The 18777-nt window shown below is 66.9% G+C and carries 16 protein-coding genes and 1 tRNA gene; 10 read left to right on the forward strand and 7 right to left on the reverse strand.

Annotated elements, in window-relative coordinates; all coding sequences use genetic code 11:
• Positions 1 to 123 precede the first annotated feature (123 nt).
• Positions 124 to 597, reverse strand: coding sequence for a MarR family winged helix-turn-helix transcriptional regulator (locus ACZY0Y_RS14845; RefSeq protein ID WP_463880307.1), 474 nt, complete (start codon positions 595 to 597; stop codon positions 124 to 126).
• Between the two features lie 105 nt (positions 598 to 702).
• Here ACZY0Y_RS14845 and bcp point away from each other — a divergent pair, with 105 nt between their 5' ends.
• The 6 genes from bcp (at position 703) to ACZY0Y_RS14875 (ending at position 9312) form a co-directional block, all read left to right on the forward strand.
• Positions 703 to 1176, forward strand: a complete 474-nt coding sequence (gene bcp, locus ACZY0Y_RS14850; protein WP_463880243.1) for a thioredoxin-dependent thiol peroxidase — start codon at positions 703 to 705, stop codon at positions 1174 to 1176.
• A 149-nt stretch (positions 1177 to 1325) separates the two neighbouring features.
• A tRNA-Leu gene (locus tag ACZY0Y_RS14855) sits at positions 1326 to 1407 on the forward strand.
• Positions 1408 to 1770: 363 nt separating this feature from the next.
• Positions 1771 to 2445 (forward strand): fasciclin domain-containing protein, encoded by a 675-nt coding sequence (locus ACZY0Y_RS14860; RefSeq protein WP_463880241.1) that lies wholly within the window; start codon positions 1771 to 1773, stop codon positions 2443 to 2445.
• Between the two features lie 355 nt (positions 2446 to 2800).
• Positions 2801 to 4414 (forward strand): ABC transporter substrate-binding protein, encoded by a 1614-nt coding sequence (locus tag ACZY0Y_RS14865; protein ID WP_463958860.1) that lies wholly within the window; start codon positions 2801 to 2803, stop codon positions 4412 to 4414.
• A 79-nt stretch (positions 4415 to 4493) separates the two neighbouring features.
• On the forward strand, positions 4494 to 5996 hold the full coding sequence (locus ACZY0Y_RS14870; protein ID WP_463880238.1) for a malate:quinone oxidoreductase: 1503 nt from the start codon (positions 4494 to 4496) through the stop codon (positions 5994 to 5996).
• A gap of 70 nt (positions 5997 to 6066) precedes the next feature.
• Positions 6067 to 9312: an efflux RND transporter permease subunit gene (locus tag ACZY0Y_RS14875; RefSeq protein ID WP_463958828.1), complete on the forward strand. Its 3246-nt coding sequence runs from the start codon at positions 6067 to 6069 to the stop codon at positions 9310 to 9312.
• A gap of 112 nt (positions 9313 to 9424) precedes the next feature.
• On the opposite strand, the gene ACZY0Y_RS14880 is transcribed toward ACZY0Y_RS14875, so the two are convergent.
• From ACZY0Y_RS14880 to ACZY0Y_RS14890, 3 genes are all read right to left on the reverse strand, one after another.
• Complete coding sequence (locus ACZY0Y_RS14880) at positions 9425 to 10144, reverse strand: hypothetical protein (RefSeq protein WP_463958830.1); 720 nt, start codon at positions 10142 to 10144, stop codon at positions 9425 to 9427.
• A gap of 7 nt (positions 10145 to 10151) precedes the next feature.
• Complete coding sequence (locus ACZY0Y_RS14885; RefSeq protein ID WP_463958832.1) at positions 10152 to 10928, reverse strand: M20/M25/M40 family metallo-hydrolase; 777 nt, start codon at positions 10926 to 10928, stop codon at positions 10152 to 10154.
• A gap of 153 nt (positions 10929 to 11081) precedes the next feature.
• Positions 11082 to 12536 (reverse strand): MFS transporter, encoded by a 1455-nt coding sequence (locus ACZY0Y_RS14890; protein WP_463958834.1) that lies wholly within the window; start codon positions 12534 to 12536, stop codon positions 11082 to 11084.
• A 223-nt stretch (positions 12537 to 12759) separates the two neighbouring features.
• Between ACZY0Y_RS14890 and ACZY0Y_RS14895 the strand changes: the two genes are divergently transcribed.
• The gene (locus ACZY0Y_RS14895; RefSeq protein WP_463880227.1) at positions 12760 to 13890 is read left to right on the forward strand and encodes an LLM class flavin-dependent oxidoreductase; all 1131 of its coding nucleotides are present in this window, start codon (positions 12760 to 12762) and stop codon (positions 13888 to 13890) included.
• Positions 13890 to 14351, forward strand: coding sequence for a MarR family winged helix-turn-helix transcriptional regulator (locus ACZY0Y_RS14900; protein ID WP_160664948.1), 462 nt, complete (start codon positions 13890 to 13892; stop codon positions 14349 to 14351). Before ACZY0Y_RS14895 ends, ACZY0Y_RS14900 begins: the two co-directional genes overlap by 1 nt.
• 39 nt (positions 14352 to 14390) lie before the next feature.
• Here ACZY0Y_RS14900 and ACZY0Y_RS14905 read toward each other — a convergent pair whose 3' ends face one another.
• From ACZY0Y_RS14905 to ACZY0Y_RS14915, 3 genes are all read right to left on the reverse strand, one after another.
• Entirely contained in the window at positions 14391 to 15197 is an 807-nt protein-coding gene (locus tag ACZY0Y_RS14905) for a transglutaminase-like domain-containing protein (protein ID WP_463880225.1), read from the reverse strand.
• A gap of 73 nt (positions 15198 to 15270) precedes the next feature.
• Positions 15271 to 16095, reverse strand: coding sequence for a hypothetical protein (locus ACZY0Y_RS14910; RefSeq protein WP_463958836.1), 825 nt, complete (start codon positions 16093 to 16095; stop codon positions 15271 to 15273).
• A 29-nt stretch (positions 16096 to 16124) separates the two neighbouring features.
• Entirely contained in the window at positions 16125 to 17474 is a 1350-nt protein-coding gene (locus ACZY0Y_RS14915; RefSeq protein ID WP_463880220.1) for a M20/M25/M40 family metallo-hydrolase, read from the reverse strand.
• An 86-nt stretch (positions 17475 to 17560) separates the two neighbouring features.
• Between ACZY0Y_RS14915 and ACZY0Y_RS14920 the strand changes: the two genes are divergently transcribed.
• Both ACZY0Y_RS14920 and ACZY0Y_RS14925 read left to right on the forward strand, forming a co-directional pair.
• Positions 17561 to 18235: a DUF1684 domain-containing protein gene (locus tag ACZY0Y_RS14920; RefSeq protein ID WP_463958837.1), complete on the forward strand. Its 675-nt coding sequence runs from the start codon at positions 17561 to 17563 to the stop codon at positions 18233 to 18235.
• A gap of 4 nt (positions 18236 to 18239) precedes the next feature.
• A complete protein-coding gene (locus tag ACZY0Y_RS14925; RefSeq protein WP_463880214.1) occupies positions 18240 to 18737 on the forward strand; it encodes a GtrA family protein in 498 nt (165 codons plus the stop codon).
• Positions 18738 to 18777: the final 40 nt, after the last annotated feature.

An 18777-nucleotide genomic window follows, 5' to 3' on the forward strand; every position in this document is an offset into this window, starting at 1 on the left:
ACGACCTCCTGCCACCACGCCGACAACGAAGCAACCCCCGCGTAGTCAAACGCAAGATGTCAGGCTGGCCGCTCAAACGAATACCCAAACCACCTAAGTAAACGGTATTGGCCCTAGCTCACCTTAACTGGCTTCGACCGGCAGACCCGGTTCTACGGCGGTGACGATTGTCTTCGCGTCGGTGGTGGAAATCCTGGTTGCCAGTTCGGTGACGACCGCCTGGAGTTCCTGCCGCAACACGTCAGGATCGATGGAGGCCGCAGCGAGCACGGAACGCTCCATGTCAGCGGCTTCAGCAACGGCTTCGCGGCCCCGCTCCGTCAGAGACACGACGTGGCTGCGGCGGTCGGAGGCACTCCGCTGCCGGGAGATGTGCCCGTGCGCCTCGAGCCGGCTGAGAGTCTTACCCATGGTCTGCGCCTGGACACGCACCAATTGGGCAAGTTGGGCCTGGGTCATTGGTCCGTTGACGGAGAGCACTTCCATGGCAATGACCCCAGCATGGGTCAGGCCAATGGCCCCGAGCTTCTCGTTCCAGGAGTGTTCAACAAGGCGTGCTGCCGTTGACAATAGGCGGCCCGTGGGCCAGCGATCCATATCAGGCATACCAGAGAGTATAGCGAGCGTACGATTCGGCGCCCGCACCAACGCTCACTAGGCTGGGATGTGCCCCCTGCGACCGCCCTGAGAATGGAGCACAACTTGCCTGAACGACTTATCCCCGGTGATCCGGCGCCAGCCTTCACGCTGAAGAATTCGGAGGGGCTGGACGTCTCGCTCGAGGACTTCCGGGGCCGCAGCACCGTCGTCTACTTCTACCCGGCCGCTGCCACCCCCGGGTGCACGAAACAGGCCTGCGATTTCCGCGATTCCTTGGCATCCCTGCAGCAGGCCGGCTACGAGGTGGTGGGCATTTCCCCGGACCCCGTGGACAAGCTCGCCAAGTTCGCAGCCGCGGAAGGGCTGACCTTCCCCCTGCTGTCGGACCCGGACCACGCGGTCGCCGAGGCCTATGCGGCCTGGGGCGAGAAGAAGAACTACGGCAAAACGTACGACGGGCTCATCCGCTCCACCGTGGTCGTCGACCCCGCCGGGAAGGTCGCCATCGCGCAATACAACGTCCGGGCCACCGGGCATGTCGCCAAGCTCCGCCGGGACCTCAACGCCAACGACTAGGCGCCCACCGGCTGTCGCCGCAGGCCGCCACCGGATGCAGCCACCGGATGCAGCCGGCCACAGGTCGCCGCAGCGCCTGCTGCGAAATGTACAATGGAGCCTGGCATCCGCCCCCGACTATCGCAGGACAAGTCGGGCGTTGGCGCCGCGCGCGAGTGGTGAAATTGGCAGACACGCAGGATTTAGGTTCCTGTGCCTTCGGGCGTGGGGGTTCAAATCCCCCCTTGCGCACTCAGTGAATAGAGCCCCGGTCTTCGGACCGGGGCTCTCTTTCTTTCTGCCCGCAAACTCCTCCAAAACCGCCACGGCAGTTCAGCGCCGCTGCCATCAATCACCGGCGGGACCGGCCCAGTCCTGGCGGCCGGCGCCACGTGCCGCCGCCGCGCCGCCGCCGGAATGCCGCCGGAATGCGCTAAAAGCCGCGCCATTTGCGCATAGAAAAAGAATTTTCACCCTGCACCCATCCGTCTCCTCCGAGCCAGCGAATACACATTGAGACACCAACCAAGGGTCGGTGCCCAACAAGTCGGAAAAGGGCCAGAGCGGCAATTGTTCGCCGCCGGCAACGATCGGCACAACAAAGGAGAAACTGAAATGCAGAACATCAAGCGCACGACACTTTCCGTTGCAGGTATCGCTGCTGCAGCCATGCTCAGCCTTACTGCCTGTGGCGGATCCACCACCGCAGCACCCAGCTCCTCGGCCCCGGCCTCCACGCCGATGGCGACAAGCATGGCACCGACGCCGTCCGCCAGCTCGGCAGCAGCGATGGATCCGGCCGCCAACCTCGTCGGCAGCGGCTGCGCCGCCTACGCCGCCCAGGTGCCCAGCGGTGCCGGCTCCGTCTCCGGCATGGCCCTCGACCCGGTAGCAGTCGCGGCGTCCAACAACCCGATCCTCACCACCCTGACGGCCGCGGTGTCCGGCAAGCTCAACCCGAAGGTCGACTTGGTGGACACCCTGAACGGCAGCGAATTCACTGTCTTCGCACCGACGGATGATGCCTTCAAGAAGATCGACGCCGCCACGATCGAAACGCTGAAGACGGACGATGCCCTGCTCAGCAAGATCCTGACCTACCACGTAGTGCCCGGCAAGATCAGCCCGGACCAGATCGTCGGCACGCACAAGACGGTCCAGGGCGGTTCCATCACGGTCACCGGCACCAAGGACGCGCTCAAGGCTGACGAGGCCAACGTCGTCTGCGGCGGCGTCATGACCGCCAACGCCACCGTGTACATGGTCGACTCGGTACTGATGCCCAAGTAGGCAGCACTGAACGCTCCTGCTGCGGTTCCAGCTTGACTCACTGGACCAATAAGGAGAAACGTAGGCCCGCACCTCTGGTGCGGGCCTACGCTTGTGTACCGCCCGTTGTGTACCGCCCGTTTGTGTCGCGCCGGCGGACGCCGCCTGGCTCACAGCGATCGTCCCGGCCCGTCATCTAGAATGGGCCTGTTCCGCAGCCGGCGGTCCACCAGTCCCCCGAGGTGATACCCGAGTGCCCCAAAGTACAGTGCCCAGCCGTACCGCGCGTCCCAGCACGACCAGCGGAACGTGGGCCAGTGGAGCGCGGACCAGCGCCGTGCGCCGCATTGCAGCCGGTTTCGGTGCCGTCCTCCTGATGCTGCCGCTCGCCGCCTGCACCGGAACCCCGGGGCCCGGCCCGGCAACCGCTTCGGCCACTTCGACCAACACGGCCCCCAGTGCGGTCTTCACCTTCGGCACCGCCTCGCAGCCGCTCGGGCTGGATCCGGCTGTCGTCTCCGACATTGAGTCCTACCGGATCACGCGCCAGGTCCTGGAGGGACTCGTCGGCGTGGACCAGACCACTGGAGCGCCAACGCCGCTGCTGGCCACCGAATGGAACACGAGCGATCAGGGCCGGGCCTACTCGTTCAAGCTCCGCGAGAAGGTGACTTTCACGGACGGGACCGCTTTCGACGCCGCCGCCGTCTGCAGCAACTTCAACCGCTGGTTCAACTTCCCCAACGCCCTGCGGAAGCAGGCTCCGGGAACGACGTTCAAGGGCGTCTTCAAGGCACACGCCGATCAGGCATCCCTGTCCATCTACAAGGGCTGCACCGCACTGGCCCCGGACAGCGTGAGGATCGACCTGACCCAGCCCTTCACCGGGTTCCTCCAGGCCCTCACTCTGCCCGCCTTTGCCATCTCCTCGCCCCAGGCCCTCACCTCCCACAAAGCGGATGAGCTGACCCAGACCCGCGACGGCCAGCCGATCTCGGCCTACGGGCTCCACCCTGTGGGAACCGGTCCCTACGTCTTCAGCTCCTGGGACCCGGGGAGCATCACGCTCGCCAGCAACAAGGACTATTGGGGGGACAAGGGCCAGATCGGCACGATCAACTTTGTCACCTACGACCACACCCAGACACGGATGCAGGCCCTGCTCGACGGCAAAATCGATGCCTACGACGCCGTGACCGTCGGCAACTTCGATCAGCTGGTGAAGCGCGGAGAGCAGATCATCCAGCGCGATCCCTTCTCCGTTATGTACCTGGGCATGAACCAGGAAGTACCCATCCTGCAGAACCTCAAGGTCCGCCAGGCCATCGAAATGGCGCTGGACAAGGACACCCTGATCCGCCGCTTCTTTATTGACAACACCGCCCAGGCGACGCAGTTCGTCCCGCCCAAACTCAGCGGCTTCAACAACAACGCGCCGGCACTGGGCCACAATCCGGCAAAGGCCAAGGAGTTGCTCGCCGAGGCCGGCTACAAGGGTGAGGAACTGAAGTTCTACTATCCCCTGAACGTCACCCGGCCCTACCTGCCGACTCCCGAAAAGGTCTATGCGGAAATCAGTAAGCAGCTGACCGCCGTCGGACTCAACATCAAGCCGGTACCGGTCGAATGGTCCGAGGGCTACCTCCAAAAAGTTACCTCCCCCGGGGACCATGCCCTCCATCTGCTGGGCTGGAACGGCTCGTACTCTGACCCGGACAACTTCGTGGGGCCACTCTTCGGCGAAAACACCGGCGAGTTCGGCTACCAGGACCCACAGGTCTTTTCCAAGATCGCCCGGGCACGCGGCCTGCCTGACGGCAAGGAGCGGACGGAGCAGTACCAGACCATCAACGCGCAGATCGCCGCTTCGGTCCCCGCCGTGCCGATTGCGTTCCCGATCTCGGCCCTGGCCCTCTCGGACCGGGTGCTGAAGTATCCGGCGTCGCCCGTGCTGAATGAAGTTTTCACGAAGGTCGAGCTAAAGCCTTGACGGACGGACCCAATTTCAGTAAGAGGGCGGTGCGGGGATATTCTGTGACAGCCAGACCCGCTGCTATCGGAGACTGATTGTGACTTTCATTTCCAAGACCCAACATGCCGACGTCGTCCTGATTGGTGGCGGCATCATGAGCGCCACGCTCGGCGCTTTCCTGAAGCAGCTCGAGCCGAACTGGACGATTTCCCTTTTCGAGAAGCTGGATGAGCCGGGCCTGGAAAGCTCCGGCCCGTGGAACAACGCCGGCACCGGACACGCCGCGCTGTGTGAGCTTAATTACTCGCCCGCGGCCAAAGACGGCTCGGTGAACCCGGCAAAGGCACTCCTCATCAACGAGCAGTTCCAGCTTTCGCGCCAGTTCTGGTCCCACCTCGTCACGAACGGCATGATCGGCTCCCCCAAGGGCTTCATCAACACCGTCCCCCACATGAGCTTCGTCATCGGCGAAGAGAACGCCAAGTTCCTGCGCACCCGCTTCGAGGCCCTCAAGCCGAACCCGTTGTTCCGCTCGATGGAGTACTCCGAGGACCATGCCCAGATCGCCAAGTGGGCCCCGCTGATCGTCAAGGGCCGCGACCCCAAGCAGCGGATCGCCGCCACCCGCGCCGCGGAAGGGACCGACGTCGACTTCGGCGCCCTGACCCGGGAGCTGACGACCTACCTCGGGAACAACGGGGTGGAGGTCAACTACGGCCACGATGTCTCAGGCATCAAGCGCGCGTCCGACGGCGGCTGGGACCTCGCGCTCAAGCACCCCCAATCCGGCGAGCACGGCTCCATCCACGCGAAGTTCGTCTTTGTCGGTGCCGGCGGCGGCGCCCTGCACCTGCTGCAGGCCTCCGGCATCCCGGAAAGCAAGGGATTCGGTGGCTTCCCCGTTTCCGGCCAGTTCTTCCGCTGCACCGACGAGACCCTCGCCGCCCAGCACAGTGCCAAGGTCTACGGCCAGGCCTCCGTCGGCGCCCCGCCCATGTCCGTCCCGCACCTGGACACCCGGTTCGTCAACGGCAAGCGCTCCCTGCTGTTCGGACCGTACGCCGGCTTCTCCACGAACTTCCTGAAGAACGGCTCCTACCTGGACCTGCCGCTGTCCATCCGGCCCTCCAACATCATCCCCATGCTGGCCGTGGCCAAGGACAACATGGACCTCACCGCCTACCTGGTCAAGGAAGTCGCCAAGCGGCACGGCGCCAAGGTCGAGGCCCTGCGTGAGTACTACCCCGCCGCGCAGGACGGCGACTGGGAACTCATCACCGCCGGCCAGCGTGTGCAGATCATCAAGAAGGACCCGAAGAAGGGCGGCGTGCTGCAGTTCGGCACCGAAGTCATCGCCGGGCGCGACGGCTCCATCGGCGCCCTGCTGGGCGCGTCCCCGGGCGCGTCCACCGCGGTGCCGATCATGATCGAACTGCTCCAGAAGTCCTTCCCGAAGCAGTTCAAGGGCTGGCAGTCCAGGTTCAAGGAGATGATGCCCGGCTATGGCGTCAAGCTCAACGAGAACCCGGAACTCGCCGCGCAGCTCGAAGCCGACACGGCCAAGGCTCTCCAGCTGGAACCGGTCGCCGCGCGCAGCTGACGCCCGCTCCGGGTTGCGGCAGCTTTGATCGCTCACCAGTACGTCCGTCAACCCACCAGGAGACCATGAGATGTTCCGGCTCGCAAAGCTGTCGCTGGCCAACAGGGCCCTGATCGCGCTGATCACCGTCTTCGCGTCCGTCTTCGGCGTGATCACGATGTCCTCGCTCAAGCAGGAACTCATCCCTTCCATCGAGTTCCCGCAGATCACGGTCATCACGTCGATGCCGGGAGCCTCCCCCGAAGTCGTGGACAAGCAGATCAGCAGCCCGCTGGAGACGGCACTCAACGGCGTTGAGGGCCTCGAATCGACGTCGTCCACCTCGCGCAACGGCGTCTCCCAGATCAGCATGGTGTTCACCTATGGTTCGAACCTGGACCGCGCCCGGAACCAGATCGACCGGGCCATCTCCAACGCCAAGCGGGCGCTGCCGGACGATGTCCAGCCCCAGGCCATCGCCGGCAGCATCAGCGACTTCCCGATCGTCTTCCTCGCCGTCTCCTCGGACAAGCCCCTCAGCGAGCTGAACACCGACCTGGCCCGGCTCACCGTCCCGCGGCTGCAAAAGATCGACGGCGTCCGCGGCGCCGAGGTGACCGGCGGCGCCAGCCAGCACATCAAGATCCTCCCCCGCCCTGAGGCCATGGCGGCCTCCGGTGCGAGCATCCAGTCCATCAGCGAGGCCCTGAAGAACAACGGCGCCCTCGTGCCGGCCGGCACCATCGAGGAACAGGGAAAGACGCTCTCGCTGCAGATCGGCAGCCCGGTCGACTCGCTCGATGCCATCAAGGCGCTCCCGCTGGGCGGCGCCCGGAACGCCGCGACCATCGGCAGCGTCGCGGACGTCAGCATCACGGAGGACGCCCGCACCTCGATCACCCGGACCAACGGCAAGGAAACCCTGGCCTTGTCCGTCACCAAGAAGCCCGAAGGCGACACCGTCGGCATTTCCCACGCGGTGAAGGACTCGATCCCCCAGCTCGAGGCCGAACTGGGCTCCAACGCCCGGTTCACACCAATCTTCGACCAGGCACCGTTCATCGAGAAGTCCATCAAGGACCTCACCACGGAGGGCCTGCTGGGCCTGGGCTTCGCCGTCGCGGTGATCCTGCTGTTCCTGATGTCCGTCCGCGCCACCCTGGTCACCGCAGTTTCCATCCCGTTGTCACTGCTGATCACCTTCATCGGGCTTTCGGCCACCGGCTACTCGCTGAACATCCTGACCCTCGGTGCGCTCACCATCGCGATCGGCCGCGTCGTGGACGACTCCATCGTGGTGATCGAGAACATCAAGCGCCACCTGAGCTACGGCGAAGCGAAGATCACGGCGATCCAGACCTCCATCCGTGAAGTCGCCGGCGCCATCACGGCCTCGACCCTCACCACCGTGGCCGTCTTCCTGCCGATCGCCTTTGTGGCCGGCCTGGCCGGCGAGCTGTTCCGGCCGTTCGCGCTGACAGTCACCATCGCACTGCTGTCCTCACTGCTGGTCTCTTTGACCATCGTCCCGGTGCTGGCCTACTGGTTCCTGCGGAACCCCGCTGAGAAGCCCGGCACAGCCCGGGACATCACAGCCCGGGACGCCCCGGCCCGGGAGATCGCGGCCAAGGCCCATGAGGCGGAGCAGCGCACCGTCCTGCAGCGCGGCTACCTCCCGGTCCTGACCAGGACCCAGAACCACCCGGTCGTGACCCTGATCGCGGCCTTGCTGGTCCTGGGCGGCACCGCTGCCATGACCCCGCTGCTGGCCACCGACCTGCTGGGCAACTCCGGCGAGAACAGCATGACCGTCCGCCAGGCCCTCCCCGCCGGCACCAGCCTGGCCGCAGCCAGTGCCTCGGCGGTCAAGGTCGAGGAAGTTCTCCGCGGGATCGACGGCGTCAAGGACGTCCAGGTCACCACCGGCAACGCCCAGACCGGTTTCTCGGCGCTGCTGTCGTCCGGAGCCTCGAACTCCAGCTTCACCGTGGTGACCGAGGAGAAGGCCAACCAAGGCAAACTCAAGGAGACCGTGCGCGCCAAACTGGCCGGGATTCCCGATTCCGGCAAGATCACCGTGGGCTCCCAGCAAGGCGGTTTCGGCACGTCCTCGACCGTCGACATCACGCTCAAGGCTGCAACGACCGCGGATCTCCGGACCGCGAGCGACGCCATGGTCAAGGCCATGGACGGCGTCCCGGGTGCCTCCGAAGTGGCCACCAACCTGGCGGCCAGCCAGCCGGTGGTCCAGGTCAAGGTGGACCGGGCCAAAGCCGTCGCCGCGGGGCTGTCCGAGGAACAGGTGGCCGGCGTGCTCGCCGCAACCATCAGCCCCATCCCGGCCGGAACCGTGCGCATCGACACCAACGACTTCCCGGTCCGCATCGGAGAAGGCACCCGTTTCACCAGCATCAACGCCGTCCGGCAAACCCCGCTGCCGACGGCGGCGGGTCCCGTGCCGCTGTCCAGCATCGCCTCAGTGGAGCAGGTGGACGTCCCGGTCTCCATCACTGCGAGCAACGGCCAGCGGACCGCCCGCGTGTCCATCACGCCGTCGGGCGCGAACCTCGGCGCGGTGAGCACCGAGGTGCAGGCCCGGCTCAAGACCGTCCAGTTGCCGCCGGGTGTCACTGCAGAGATCGGCGGCGCCACGACGCAGCAGTCCGAGTCCTTCGCCCAGCTCGGCCTCGCCCTGCTCGCCGCCATCGCGATTGTCTACGTGATCATGGTGGCGGCGTTCAAGTCGCTCATCCAGCCGCTGATCCTGCTCGTCTCCGTACCGTTCGCGGCCACCGGCGCCATCGGGCTGCTGCTCATCACCGGAGTGCCGCTGGGCCTGCCCTCCCTGATCGGCATGCTTATGCTGGTCGGCATCGTGGTGACGAACGCGATTGTGCTCATCGACCTCATCAACCAGTACCGCCAGCCGCGGAACGGCGCGCCCGGGATGAGCGTGGCGGACGCCATCACGCACGGCGCCCGCCAGCGTCTTCGGCCGATCCTGATGACGGCGCTGGCCACCGTGTTCGCGCTGACGCCGATGGCCCTGGGCCTGACCGGCGGAGGCGGCTTCATCTCGCAGCCGCTGGCCATCGTGGTGATCGGCGGCCTGGTCTCCTCCACCGCCCTCACCCTGGTCCTGGTGCCGGTGCTGTACCGACTCGTGGAGGGACGGCGCGAGCGCAGGGCCCTGGCCAAGGCCGGTGCGGGTTCCAATGCCGGTGCCGGCGCCGATACCGTACCTTCCCGGGGCCGCCGGGCCGTCCCCGGCGCCGTCCCCGACGACTTCCCGGATGACGTTCCCGACGACGCGCGCCTCCCCACCGGCTCGCACTAGCCGTCGTTACACCGCCGGCACCACGGTCAGATGCTGACTGCCTTGTGGCGGCGCGGCGCGTGAGCGCCGTGGCTTGCCCGCGATGACTTCATGTGCCTGCCCGCCGAGTCCGTCAACGCCCGGTGGCGGGTGCCGGGTGTGGTTCCCGTGATGCGGGGACCACGATCTCGCGCGCCGGGTTGCCGACGTAGGAGGTGCCTTCCGGGACATCCTCGCCCTTCATCAGCAAAGCGTCAGCCCGCAGCGTGGAACCGGTGTGCAGACTCGCACCGTAGTTGATCCAGACGTCTACCCCCAGGCTGCAACGGTCGCCGATCACCACGTAGTCGGACTTGAACGTGCCGTCCTCCATGGAGTGGCCCTGAATTGTTGCTCCTTCGTTGAACGTGCAGTCATCACCGATCGTCACGAGCGTTTTTTCCGGGATGGTCGCTCCGGCATCGTACAGCCGTTTTCCGACCTTGACCCCCAGAAGTCTCCACATCAGGGGCTTAAAGGGTGTCCCGTTGAACCGGGGCACGACGAGCAATTTCCAGAGCCGTTCGTGCCGCCAGAAGTAGCCGTCGTAGATGGAGCAGAATTGGGGCCTGAGCCGTCGGAATCCCATGACTGAACGCTCCACCAAAGCGGTGAACAGGATACGGAACACCAGCAGTGCCACAATTGCCAGGGCAACTGCCAGGACACCAAGGAAGCTGTGGGCTATCACCGCGACGGCGCCGGCAATGGTGGCCGCGAACAGAAGGACCCAGCGCACAGCCAGGAAATACACCATGCTCATAATGTTGTGGCGGTTCTTGGCCGGAAGTTCCCGATTTTTCGCTTCTTCCATTGCCCGCTCATCGAATTGGGCGTCCCGCTGCACGGACCGGGGAATTTCGAACGGTGGCGAGCCGAGAAGGCCCACGTCCCGCCGCGACGGTCCGTCGATCGGCACCATGACTTTCGTCGCGAGCAAGACGTTCTGCCCGACGTGCGCACCGATGGGAAAGGTGACGTGGTTCCCGAGGTAGTTCCGGCCGGAGATGCGGACCGTGGACAGTCGGAACGAAGAGCTGGTAGTGCTGGGAACCGTACAGGCCGTCCTCCTCGCCGCCCCAGAACGCAAACCTGACCCGGTTCGCCGGGGTGGCTCCGCTCTCCTTCATCCACTTGGCAATTTCAAGGATGGCCGCGACCCCGGAGCCGTTGTCGTTGATGCCCGGGCCCTCGGGCACGGAGTCCAGATGCCCGCCGACCACCACGGTGTTCTCGGCGCTGCCGCCGGTGTCGGCGAGGATGTTGAAGCTCTCCACCTGTTTCCGGTTCCTGCCCTCGCCGCGGAAAGTGAAGGTCTGCCGGACGGGGTTGTACCCTGCAGCGCGCAGCTGCTCCTCGACGTAGCGGGCGGACGCCTCATACCCGGACGTCCCCGACGCACGGTTCCCGCCGTTCTCATCAGCAATACGCTGCAGCGCCTCCAGGTGGGAGACCATGGCCCGGCCCTTGAACGCCTCCAGCACCGCCCGCGCATCCACCCCGGCCGCAGGCTCCAGCCGGGGAGCAGTGCATCCCGCCAGTAGGAGACTGATTGCAAGCAGGATTGCGGCCGCAGTACTTCCGGGCCTTTTGACCATGTGGGCACCCTCCAAGCTACGAAGATAGCGCCCCGGCGGCTCCAGAGAAGGGCCTTGTCCCTGGAGCGGCGGGAGCCGTCCCCATAAGTGGCGTCGGTTCCGGTCCCCGATCGGCGAGCCCGTTTAGTGCGAGCCCGTTTAGTGCGAGCCCGTTTAGTGCGAGCCCGCCGGCAGCGGGTCAGCGACGGGTACCGGATCGGAGAACGCCAGCCTCGGCACCAGGACCAGCGCCGCGGCTGCAGCCAACCCCGTCACGCCGCAGATCGTCCACACCGTCAGGTAGCCGGCCAGGGGCGCGGCGGTTTCGCCGGCTTCCGCCGCGGCGGCCCCGGCCTCGCCAAGGACGTGGCTCAGCAGGGCGATACCAAACACCGCAGAGGCGAAGGCGCCGCCAATCGTCTTGGTGGTGTTGGTCAGGCCGGTGGCCATCGCGGTCCGGTTGAGCGGTGCGGCCGCGGCGGCCGCCGAGGGCAGGGCGGCCACGAGGGCGCCGGAGCCGATGCCGGCAACTGCCATGTTGACCAGGGTCTCGGCGAGGCTGGAGTGGAACGGCAGGAACAGCAGATATCCCCCGCCGACCAGAGCGGCCGCGCAGACCAGCGTCCAGCGCGGGGTCAGGCTGCGGGTCACCAGCGGATAGAGCAGGGCACCCACCAGCAGCGCCAGCACGTAGACGCCGATGATGATCGAAACCTGGCCGGCGCGCAGCCCGAGCCCGTAGCCGTGGACTGCCGGGTCGGTCCGGGCGAAGGTGGACAGCGGCGCCTGCGCGCCCAGCACCGAGACGCCGAACAGGCCGGCGGTCAGCTGGACCGGCCACATGGACTTGGCACGCAGCATCCGGATGTCCACCAGCGGATCCTCCCGGCCCAGCTCGAACCGGGTGAACGGGACGAAAACCAGGATCCCTGCAGCCACCAGCGCCCATGGCCACCACGCGCCGGGGCCGTTGAGCCGCATGAAAGTCAGCCCGGATGTGATCAGCAGGAGCCCGGCGGCGAGGAGTGCGAACCCGCGGGTATCCACCCGGCCGCCGCTGCGTTCCAGGGACTCCGGCACGCCGAAGCGGATGGCGAACCAGCAGGCGGAGACGGCCACTGCAGGAACCATCAGCACAAGCTGCAGCTGGCCGGTCCAGGTCTCCACCAGGGCACCTGCGGCAAGGGCACCCGCGATCACACCGAATTCCAGTGCTCCGACAAGGAGGCCGGCGGCGCGCCGGGTGCGGGCAGCGCCGTCGGGCAAGCGGTGCACCCGGCTGAAGATCAGGGCAATCTCCAGCGGCAGCCAGACCACATAGAAACCCTGCAGGGACCAGGCCGCCAGGAACGTCCAGAAGTCCGGGGCGAGCGCCACGCCCCAGGACGCGGCAGCTGTCAACAGGGTGGACACAAGCAGGATTCTCCGGTGCCCGTACGTGTCACCGAGTTTGGCCAGCACGGGGACGGCCAGTGCGCTGACCATCAGCTGCGCGGCCTCGAACCAGTTGACGTCGCCGTCGTGGATGTTCAGATGCCGGGCGATGTCGGTGAGGATGGGCGTGTAGTAGCCCTGCAGGATCCCGCTGGTGATCTCCACGAGACACAGAAACGCAATGACACGGCGCATGGCGACCTTCCGGGCGGGCTGGGATCCTGTTCGACAGCCGATTGATTGCATCCTAGGCCCGACCCTTTGAGGTAGGCGGGAAGAGCTGGCGGGAAACTCGCGCCGCGCCGGCGGGGAATATCCGGACGCGGCGGACGTTATACCCGTCGATAGATGCAAATGCATCTAAATCGGTTATAGTGGAAACAGCTCCCGGAAGACTCCGGCCACGGAAAGGCACCTCATGCAGATCGGCGTATTCAGCGTCAGCGATATCACCACCGACCCCACCACGGGCCGCACCCCCACGGAACACGAACGCATTAAGGCGTCGGTGGCGATCGCCAAAAAGGTCGAGGAAATCGGCATGGATGTCTACGCCATCGGCGAGCACCACAACCGGCCCTTTTTCTCCTCCTCCCCCACGACGACCCTGGCGTACATCGCCGCCCAGACGGAGCGCATCATCCTGTCGACGGCCACTACGCTCATCACCACCAACGACCCGGTGAAGATCGCCGAGGACTTCGCCATGCTCCAGCACCTCGCCGACGGCCGCGTGGACCTGGTCCTGGGCCGGGGCAACACCGCCCCTGTGTACCCCTGGTTTGGCAAGAACATCCAGGACGGCATCGAGCTCGCGATCGAAAACTACTCCCTGCTGCGCCGCCTCTGGGACGAGGACACCGTCAACTGGTCCGGCAAGCACCGCACGCCGCTGCAGAACTTCACCTCCACCCCGCGCCCGCTCGACGGCGTCGCCCCCTTCGTATGGCACGGTTCGATCCGCACGCCGCAGATTGCGGAAGTGGCCGCCTACTACGGCGATGGCTTCTTCGCGAACAACATCTTCTGGCCCAAGGAGCACTACCAGCAGCTGATCGGCCTCTACCGCGAACGCTACGAGCACTACGGCCACGGCAAGGCCGACCAGGCGATCGTGGGACTCGGCGGCCAGTTCTTCATGCGGAAGAACTCGCAGGACGCCGTCAAGGAGTTCCGACCGTACTTCGACAATGCCCCGGTCTACGGCCACGGCCCGTCGCTCGAGGACTTCACCTCACAGACCCCGCTGACCGTCGGCAGCCCGCAGGAAGTCATCGAGAAGACACTGAGCTTCCGTGAGTACTTCGGCGATTACCAGCGCCAGCTGTTCCTGATCGACCACGCGGGCCTGCCGCTGAAGACCGTGCTGGAGCAGCTGGACCTGTTCGGCGAAGAGGTCCTGCCGGTCCTGCGCAAGGAATACGCCGACAAGACCCCGGCCCACGTCCCCGAGCCGCCCACGCATGCCGGACGCGTGGCCGCCTCCCTGGCCGCGGCCGGACAGCCGTCCAGCGAAGCTGCCAGCCCTGCCGGCACCCAGAGCGTGTGATGTCCGCCAAGACAAGCGAGTCGCCGGTGCGCCTGGCCGCGGAGACCTGGGAATCCCTGTTCCGCGCCCAGGTGGCGGTGATGCGGAGGCTGCAGGCCGGCCCGGCGTTCAAGACCCTGGCCCTGAACGAGTACGACGTGCTGTTCACGCTCTCACGCTGCCCGTCCGGGTGGCTCCGGCAGAACGAGCTCAACGACCACGTCCTGTTGAGCCAGTCCAGCCTCAGCCGGCTCGTGGAGCGCCTCGAAAAGCGGGGCCTCGTGGAACGGATGCCGGCCCCCGACGACGGGCGCGGTGTCCTGGTCAAGCTCACCGAAGCCGGCTGGGAACTGCAGAAGCAGATCGGCCGGGAGCACGTCCGTGACATCGCTACCCTGGTGGGTCCGGCGCTGACAGCGGCCGAACAGCAGGAGCTGCTGCGTCTGACGGAGAAGCTGCGGGCCTCGGTGACCGCGCGCTGACCTGCGGGCGCCGGGCCCAGGGCCGCTGGCAGCTGGCTCCTACTGCAGGGTGACGAGCTTCGCCGGATCCTCGTCCGGCAGCTCGCCGTCGACGACGGCGGTCACCTGCAGCTGCGTCAGCGACAGGCTGCCTCCCACCGTGGACAGGAACGCGGTGTCCGAGGAATCCCGGCCGGCGGTGATCCGCAGCATGCTCTCCCGCGGAGCCAGGCCTGTGGGATCGATGACGTGCCAGGCGCCGTCGATATGGGCTTCGGCCACCGCGTGGAAGTCCATGGGGCTCAGCCCCGGGGCGTACACGGCGGCCAGCCGGGCCGGAACATTCTTGGCGCGCAGCAGGGAGATCGCCAGGTGGGCGAAGTCGCGGCAGACCCCGCGGCGGTGCAGCAGCGTCTCGACGGCGCCGTCGGTCCCGCGTGAGGATCCGCTGATGTAGCGCAGCTCACTGAAGACCCAATTGCGCACGGCGTGTACCAGCTCCGTGCCCTGCATGCCGCCGAATTCGGCGTAGGCGGTCGGCAGGAGCCGGTCGGACTCGGCGTACCGGCTCGGCCGGACGTAGCGGATGAGCTCCATCAGCCGGGGTTCCTCCGGCACCGCGAAGCCGCTGACGCTGGCCGTGTACTCCACGAGCACTTCCGTGGGTTCCGCGAATTCCATGTAGTGGAAGCGGCCGCCGTGGTGGTCCGAGAGCTCCGTCAGCGGGACATCTTCGCCGCCGGAAGTGACGGACAGTGACTCCACGAAACCGCTGTAACCGGAGTTGCGTGCCACGGACACCGCCAGGGCGACCTTGGTGTCGGCCACGGTCTTGAAGGCCATGCGGGCGGCTACAGAGCGTTCCATCTATCTCCGGGGTGTGAGGCAACGGCGGGGAAAGTCGCCGCTCCCGGCCCTGTTGTGCCAGGGCGGTGCGGGACTAGTTTTTGATCTTCAGAGACATTAGCATCCGCTGGACATTGGCGAATTCTGGGCCTTCGTTGACATACTTGGCGGCCTGGTCGAGGGTGTCGAAAGCCTTGGCCGGCGCAACCTTCTGGTCCGTGGCGAAGGCCTTCAGCTCCGTCAGGTCACCGAAGGAATAGTCGCCCTTGCCCTCAGGGCCGCGGACCAGGTTCTGGAGCACGCAGGACTTTCCGTCCGCGCCGCCAACGACGTTGGTGATGCCGTAGGAGCCGAAGTATTTGTAGCCCTGAATCACCCGGAACACCACCCGGGGGTCAATGGTGCCTTCCCCGCCGCGGTGCGGCAAGTCCACCGGGACGCTGTTGACGACGACGTAAGGTTTCGCGGCGCCGTCCGGACAGGCCGCGGCGGGCGTTGGCTGGATACGGGTCTGCAGGGTGGCCAGGTAACCGCCGTCGGCGTCCTTGACCTCGATCTTCAGTGCCCCGGGCAGGGTTCCTTCCCCGGGGGTTACCGACTGGGCGATCCACTCCTGCGGCAGTTCAAAACTGACGGTCTTCGCCGGATCGGTGAAGACCTTCCACGCCGCCGCCGTCGAGCCCGGTGATGCCGAGGCGGAGGCGGTGGACCCTGGCGAGGCGCCCGGGCTCGTGCCGGCCGCGGACGGGCCGGCCGGGGAGGCCGCTGGGCTGGCGCCCGCACTGCCGTCCGCCGTCCAGGCGGGGGTGCCCTTGCTTTCACTGCTGCAGCCGGACAGTGCGGCGGCGGCGAGCGCCAGCGCAAAAGCAATGCGAACGCCGCGGGCCGGCGTCCGCCGGAAGGTATCCGTCCCAGTCATGGTGCCAGCGTAACGGGACATCGGGCCGCTCAGAGTTCCCGGATCAGCGTTTCGTAGAAGCCGACGCCGCGTTCCAGGGTCTCCAGTGCAATCTTCTCGTCGACGGCGTGGATGGAGCCCCGCGCCCCGGCATCCATATAGAACGGGGCGAAGCGGTAGACCGCGTCACAGATGCCGGTGAAGCGGCGCGAATCCGTGCCGCCCATCATGATGTACGGCGTGATGAGCGCCTCCGGGAAGGCCTTGGCAATGCAGCCCTCCAGCAGCTCCCACTGCGCCCCGGAGTGGGCCGAGACCGGCGACGGGTCGTTGCCTTCCACGACGCGCAACTCGACCTTCGGGTCCCGGATGATCCTCCGCAGCCGCTCCACGGTCCCCTCAACGGTTTCCCCCACGGCCACCCGGATGTTGGCATTCGCCCGGGCTGTCGCGGCCAGGACGTTGGCTGCGGCGCTGCCCTCCAGCGTGGTGATGGCGACGGTGGTGCGGGTCATCGCGTTGGTCTCGTTTCCCATCCGGCCAAAGAGCAGCGTCACCGGGGCCCGGAACACGGACAGCCTGCCGAACACCGCCCGCATGGGAGCGGGGACGTGCGGGCCGAAGCGCCGGAGCATTTCCGCGGTCACGTCCGGCAGCGACTGCGGGAAGGGGCTGCGTTCGATCCGGGTGATGGCGCGGGCCAGCCGCGCCGTGGCGCCCATCCGGGGCGGGGTGGAGGCGTGGCCGCCGGGATCCCTGGTCAGCAGTTCCACGTCCAGGATCCCCTTTTCGGCCACTCCGACGACGGCGGCCGGCCGGGTCACGCCCGGGAAGGCCCCGCCGGCGACGGCGCCGCCCTCGTCCAGCACCAGCCAGGGTTTCACGCCCCGGCCGGCCAGCAGTTCCGCCGCGGCCGCTGCGCTGTTCCCGGCGGTCTCCTCGTTGTTGCCGAAGGAGAAGTAGAGGTCGTGGGCGGGGGCGAACCCTGCGGTGAGCAGGGTTTCCGCTGCTTCCATGACGGCGACCAGCTGACCCTTGTCATCGAGGGTTCCGCGGCCCCACAGGTAGGTCCCGTCGTTGTGCCCGGAAAACGGCGGCCGGGTCCAGCCGTCCGGATCGCCGGCCGGGACGACGTCGTAGTGTGCCATCAGCACGGCCGGCCGCGCCGCAGCGTCCGGGCCGGTGCCGGGCCAGCGGTACAGCAGCGCGTGGCCGTTGACGCGTTCGAGGACCAGGGCGGCGTGGACAGCGGGATACAGCCGGGCCAGCGCGGCGATGAAGCCGTCAAACTCGCCGGTGTCCACCTCCTGCTCCAGCCGGGAGGAGACTGTGCGGAACTGCACGAGTTCGGCCAGTGCGGCGGCAGCGCGGCTGACGGGCGGTGCGGAGGTGGTCTGCATGCGCGAAAGTCTACGGCCAGGTCGGCGCCCGGGACCCGCCGCCGGCGGCGCGATTTGCCGCGGGCAAAGCGGGATACGCTGGGGACATGGCGGATCAGGATTTTGGCTCCCGGGATTTCGGGGCCCACGACAGCGTGGCGGACATCTCCGCCGTCGACATCGCGGACTGGCGGCTCCGGACCTTTGCGCTGTACGCCAACGTGCGGAAGATCGCTGCGGAGAACCCGGCCGAGGCCCATTCGTACTGGCGCCAGGAGCGGGACCGGATGTTCGGCACGCACCCGGCCTCACCGCTGACCGCGGCTGCCAAGTCCAGCTTCGCCGGGCTGAAGACCGCGGACTACGACCCGATCTACCGCTTCCACATCCCGCTGACGGGCGAGGGCGCGGGGCGGGAAATGAATGTTGAGACCGGCACCGACGGTGTGGTCCGGTTTGTCCGGCTGGGCACTTTCGATCTGCCGGAACTGGGCCAGCTCGCCGTCTGGAAACTTCTGGGATACGGCGGCGGCATCTTTGTGCCGTTCCGTGATGCCACGGCGGGACAGCCGGGCGGCAGCTACGGCGCCGGCCGCTACCTGCTGGACACCATCAAGGGCGCCTTCCACGGCGTGCAGGGTTCGGGCCCGGAGGCCGAGTTCGTCGTTGATTTCAACTTCGCCTACAACCCGTCCTGTGCCTACAACGAGGCGTGGGCATGCCCCCTCGCGGGCCCGTCCAACCGCCTGGCCGTGGAGATCCCTGCCGGCGAGCTGTACTGAGCGGATGGATGCCCAGCTCGAGCAGCACTCCCCCGCTCCTGCCCCTGCCCCTGCCCCGGGCCGGCCTCCTGCGCGCCGGCGGCACCGCGGCATACTCCGCTACCCGCTGGTCCGGCAGCTGCTGAGGTTCACCGGCGTCGGCATTCTCTGCACGGTGACGTCGCTGGCGCTCTATGCCTTCCTCCGGCCGTACCTCGGTTCGCAGCCGGCCAACGCGACAGCCCTCATCCTCACGTCCCTGATGAACACGGCGCTGAACCGGCGGCTGACCTTTAAGATCACCGAACGCCGCCGGCTCAAGCGCGACCACCTCAACGGCCTGATCGTCATCCTGGTGGCGCTGCTGATCACCGGCGGCAGCCTCGGCGTGCTGCACTGGATCAACCCCGCGGCCACGGTCGCCGACGAGCTATGGACCACCACAATCTCCGGCTTCGCTGCCACGGCTGTCCGCTTTACCCTGTTGCGGCACTGGATCTTCCGCCGGGCCCGGCACCGCTGAACCCGATGCGCCAGCCTCATCTGACCAGCAGCAGGGGCCG

The sequence above is a fragment of the Pseudarthrobacter kochi genome (genome assembly GCF_055412805.1).